Source organism: Pseudomonas sp. (assembly GCF_026224925.1).
Taxonomy (GTDB): Bacteria; Pseudomonadota; Gammaproteobacteria; order Pseudomonadales; family Pseudomonadaceae; genus Aquipseudomonas.
This window is the reverse complement of the sequence record NZ_JAMFRV010000427.1, coordinates 1-4,936: the sequence shown is the minus strand read 5'-3', so window position 1 is coordinate 4,936 and position 4,936 is coordinate 1. Positions and strand designations below refer to the sequence as shown.

At 57.4% G+C, this 4,936-nt stretch carries 4 protein-coding genes and 1 pseudogene; 3 read left to right on the top strand and 2 right to left on the bottom strand.

Annotated elements, in window-relative coordinates; translation table 11 throughout:
* Nucleotides 1-186, top strand: a pseudogene (locus M0974_RS18435) (MFS transporter); the annotation flags it as partial.
* Between the two features lie 57 nt (nucleotides 187-243).
* On the top strand, nucleotides 244-1,065 hold the full coding sequence (locus M0974_RS18430) for an IclR family transcriptional regulator (protein WP_297839860.1): 822 nt from the start codon (nucleotides 244-246) through the stop codon (nucleotides 1,063-1,065).
* Here M0974_RS18430 and M0974_RS18425 read toward each other — a convergent pair whose 3' ends face one another.
* Nucleotides 1,066-2,118, bottom strand: a complete 1,053-nt coding sequence (locus tag M0974_RS18425; RefSeq protein ID WP_297839857.1) for an NAD(P)-dependent alcohol dehydrogenase — start codon at nucleotides 2,116-2,118, stop codon at nucleotides 1,066-1,068.
* A 182-nt stretch (nucleotides 2,119-2,300) separates the two neighbouring features.
* Between M0974_RS18425 and M0974_RS18420 the strand changes: the two genes are divergently transcribed.
* Nucleotides 2,301-3,200, top strand: a complete 900-nt coding sequence (locus M0974_RS18420; RefSeq protein WP_297839854.1) for an AraC family transcriptional regulator — start codon at nucleotides 2,301-2,303, stop codon at nucleotides 3,198-3,200.
* Nucleotides 3,201-3,330: 130 nt separating this feature from the next.
* Here the strand turns inward: M0974_RS18420 and M0974_RS18415 are convergent.
* A partial coding sequence (locus M0974_RS18415) for an electron transfer flavoprotein-ubiquinone oxidoreductase (protein WP_297839849.1) occupies nucleotides 3,331-4,936 on the bottom strand: 1,606 nt, incomplete at its 5' end.

Here is a 4,936-nt window from a genome sequence, read left to right as displayed (position 1 = left end):
GGCCTGACCGGCGGCACCTTCAACTTCATTGGCAACTTGTCGGCGATTGCTACGCCGATTGTCATCGGCTTCCTGGCAACCGGGGATTCATTTGCACCGGCCATTACTTACGTCGCCGTGCTGGCATTGATCGGCGCGCTTTCGTACATTTTGCTGGTGGGCAAGGTGGAACGCATCGAGTTGTAACCGCTGCCAGCGGGCGGCGATAATGCCGCCCGCGTTCTGATTTAATAAGGCATTGATATGCAACATGATTCAATCGCCACGGCGAACAGTGCAGTGAAGGACAAAGAGCCGGCGCCGACGGGCACGCAAACATTGCTGCGCGGCCTCGGGGTGGTTCAGGCTGTTGCCAGCGGCGCGCGGGACCTCAAGGAAATCGCCCGTATTATCGGCACCACGCGCAGCACGACTCATCGGTTGGCCAGTTGCCTGGTGGAAGAGCGCTACCTGCGGGTGTTGCCGCAAGTGGGTTACCTGCTGGGGCCGAAGCTGATCGAGCTGGGTTTCCAGGCGCGCGAAGAAGTGCCGCTGGCGATACTGGCGCGCCCTTACCTGGACGAATTGTCGGCGCTGACCGGTGATACCGTGCATTTGGCGGTTCGTGAAGGCGACGAAGTGCTGTACCTGCACAAGAACCCCGGCCGTAATGGCCCGGAAATGCGTTCGCGGGTTGGTCATCGCATGCCGTTGGCGCGTACAGGGATCGGTAAGGCATTGATGATTGATTGCACGCTGGACGAGTGGCAGCGTCTGTACCAGACCAGTCTGCCGGTCGATGGCAAAGCAACGCTGTGGCCGCAGTACCAGGAACAATCGTGGGAGCAGTTTCTGCAGCGGATGCAGGAATATGTGGCGGGGGGGTATGCGTTCGATCTTGAGGACAACGAACCGTCGATTCGTTGCGTGGCGGCGCCAGTGCGTGATGCCAGCAACTTGATTGTTGCTGGCATCAGCATCGCCAGTACCTTGCCGTATATGCCCCTGGAGAAAATGGCCGAGCTGATACCGCTGATCAAAAAGACCGCGGCACGACTCTCGGCCGAGTTAGGGGCAAGGCCCTGATCAGGCTTTCAACGTTTTCATGTCAATCACGAAGCGGTACTTCACGTCACCCTTGACCACGCGCTCAAAGGCTTCGTTGATGTTGTTGATGTCGAGCATTTCGATGTCACAGGTGATGTCGTGCTCAGCACAGAAGTCCAGTACTTCCTGGGTTTCTGCCAAACCGCCGATCATCGAACCGGCGATCACGCGACGTTTCGCCACCAGATTAAACGCGTGAACGGGCGGATCAATCGGCTCGATCAAACCGACGAGAATGTGCACACCGTCGAAACGCAATGTATTCAGGTACGGGTTGAGATCGTGTTGCACCGGAATGGTGTCCAGCAAGAAGTCGAAACGCCCAGCGGCGTCCTTCATCTCGTTCTCATTGGTGGAGACGATCACATGGTCCGCGCCTTGACGACGGCCTTCTTCAGCTTTGGCTTGCGAACGGGTGAACAGGGTGACTTCTGCGCCCATGGCCTTGGCAAACTTGATGCCCATGTGGCCCAAGCCGCCCATGCCGAGTACGCCGACCTTGTCGCCCGGCTTGACGCCGAAATGCTTCAGCGGCGAGTACGTAGTGATACCTGCACACAGAATCGGTGCTGCGCTGGCAAGGTCCAATTTCTCTGGAATACGGACCACGAAACGCTCGCTGACCACCATAGCGTTTGAATAGCCACCCATGGTCAGGGTGCCATCAACGCGGTCGCGGGAAGCGTAAGTCTGGGTCGGGCCTTCGAGGCAATACTGCTCCAGATTCGCCTCACAGGCTTCGCAGGTGCGGCAGGAGTCGACCAGGCAGCCGACGCCGACGATGTCGCCAACTTTGTATTTGCTGACGTCTGCGCCGACAGAGGTGACTTTGCCGACAATTTCATGGCCCGGCATCAATGGGTAGCTGGCGAAGCCCCATTCGTTGCGTGCTTGGTGAATGTCAGAGTGGCACACGCCGCAAAACAGGACCTCAAGGGCCACGTCATCGGCGCGAGGAGTGCGGCGTTCGAACGTCATGGGGGCTAGGGGTGCGGTCGCTGATTGAGCGGCGTAACCAATGGCTTTGAACATGTTGAACCTCGCAAAAATGTAGGCTGGAATGACACAGACCATTTTCCCTGCGCAGGGTTTGATCGGCTATGGCGATTCCTCCGCCTGTCATGCCTAATCCTCCGGCATAACCTCTAAATAGCTGATTCATTGGTTGGATCTGCGATGATGTGGCTATCTATTCTCCATGAAGCTTGCGCCCCATGTTATTGACCCGTCACCTCGAAGCTAACGCCACGCTGGTTTCCCTGCTTCAGCCGCTCGCCTACCGCACCGGCTTGCTGCCGACGTTATTGCCCGAGGTAAATGTGTGGTCTGCGGACAAAAATGTCGCACGTTGCCCGCAGATTTATGAGCCTAGTCTGGTAATCATCGCTCAGGGCAGCAAAATAGCTTATTTGGGTAAGCGAACCCTGGAGTACGGTGCTGGCCATTACCTGATTCAAGCGCTGCCAGTGCCATTTGAGTACGAAACCTACGCCTCGCCGGAAGAACCGCTGTTGGGCGTGTCCATCGACATTGATCGGATTGTGCTGGGTGAGCTAGTGCTGGCCATGGGCTTGGTGCCGGGGCCGAGCGTGCAAGCGCAGACACCGGAGTCCATGACCTCCGTCGCGCTGGACACTGAGATGCGCGAAAGCGTCGAGCGTCTGTTGCGTTGCCTGCATGATCCGCAGGAGTGTCGGATCATGGGGCGGGCGCGGTTGCGTGAAGTGTTATATGCCGCGTTGCGCGGGCCTCAAGCCGGGGTGCTGCGTGCATTGGTCGAGCAGCACGGGCAATTCGCACGGGTCGCGGCCTCTTTAAGCCATCTACATACACACTATGCCGAGCCGCTCAGCGTCGACACCTTGGCCCGTTGCGCGAACATGAGCGCCTCAACCTTTCATGAGCACTTCAAACGCAGCACCTTGTTGTCGCCGGTTCAGTATTTGAAACGCCTGCGTTTGCTTAAAGCGCAACAAATATTGGTAGCCGAAGGTGTGGGCGTTGCTCAAGTGGCGATGCGTGTGGGGTATCAAAGCACGTCGCAATTCAGTCGCGAATATAAGCGCTATTTCGAGCGAAATCCGGGGGAGGAGGGCGTCAGCGTGCGTTTTTAAGGTCATAAAAAAGGCTCCCGAGGGAGCCTAATGCCTGTGGGACCGAATTCATTCGGGAAGGCAACAGCTCGGTCCCTCAGACAAACCGTGCCAGTCGCTTCCCGAATGAATTCGGTCCTATAGAGTCGGCTTACATATTTGGGTAAGTCGGGCCGCCGCTGCCTTCCGGAGCCACCCAGGTAATGTTCTGCGACGGGTCTTTGATATCGCAAGTTTTGCAGTGCACGCAGTTTTGCGCGTTGATCTGGAAACGTTTCTCGCCGTCTTCCTTAGTAATCACTTCGTACACGCCTGCTGGGCAGTAACGCTGTGCCGGTTCGTCATACAGCGGCAAGTTGGTGCCGATCGGGATGCTTGGGTCGGTCAGCTTCAAGTGGCAAGGCTGTTCTTCTTCATGGTTGGTGCTGGAGAGGAAGACCGAGCTGAGCTTGTCGAAACTGAGTTTGCCATCCGGTTTCGGGTAGCTGATTTTTTTCGAATCAGCGGCGAGCTTCATGCACGCGTAATCTGGTTTGGTGTCGTGCAAGGTTAGCGGGATTTTGCCGCCAAACAGGTTCTGATCGACGAAGTTGAACGCGCCGCCCATGATCGGACCAAACTTGTGCAGCGCCGGGCCGAAGTTACGGCTGGCGAACAATTCTTCGTACAACCAGCTTGCCTTGAAGGCCTCGACGTACGTTTGCAGCTCATCGCCGCCTTCGTTGCCTGCGAACAGCGCGTCGGCAACAGCGTCTGCTGCGAGCATGCCGGACTTCATCGCGGTGTGGCTGCCCTTGATCTTGGCGAAGTTCAGCGTGCCAAGCTCACAACCAATCAGTGCACCGCCTGGGAAGACCATCTTCGGCAGCGAGTTCAAGCCACCTTTACAGATGGCGCGGGCGCCATAGCTGATGCGCTTGCCGCCTTCCAGGTACTGACTAATGACCGGGTGATGCTTGAGGCGCTGAAATTCATCGAACGGCGACAGAAAGGCGTTGCTGTACGACAGGTCGACGATCAAACCGACGACGACCTGATTGTTTTCCAGGTGATAAAGGAAGGAGCCACCGGTGTTTTCGCTGCTCATCACGTCCAGCGGCCAGCCGGCGGTGTGTACCACCAGGCCTGGCTCGTGTTTGGAGGGGTCGACTTCCCAGATCTCTTTCAGGCCGATGCCATAATGCTGGGCATCGGCTTCGGTATCCAGATTGAAGCGCTTGAGCAGTTGCTTGCCGATGTGTCCACGGCAGCCTTCGGCGAACAGCGTGTACTTGCCGCGCAACTCCATGCCGGGGGTAAAGCTGTCTTTAGGGTGGCCTTCGCGGTCGACACCTAAATCGCCAGTGAGAATCCCGGTAACGGCGCCTTTGTCGTCGATCAGCGCTTCTTGGGCAGCAAAGCCTGGGTAGATTTCCACCCCGAGGTTTTCTGCCTGTACTGCCAGCCAGCGGCACAGGTTACCCAGTGAGATAATGTAGTTGCCTTCGTTGTGCATGGTCTTGGGCACAAACAGGTTCGGCACCTTGGTGGCGCTGTCGGCACTTTTAAGCACGAAGATATCGTCGCGCTTAACCGGGGTGTTCAGCGGGGCACCGAGTTCTTTCCAGTCCGGGAACAGCTCATTCAGCGCGCGGGGTTCGAACACCGCACCCGACAAGATGTGAGCCCCGACTTCAGAGCCTTTTTCAACGACGCAAACGCTGATCTCCTTGCCCGCTTCGGCTGCCTTTTGTTTCAGACGGCATGCGGCGGAAAGG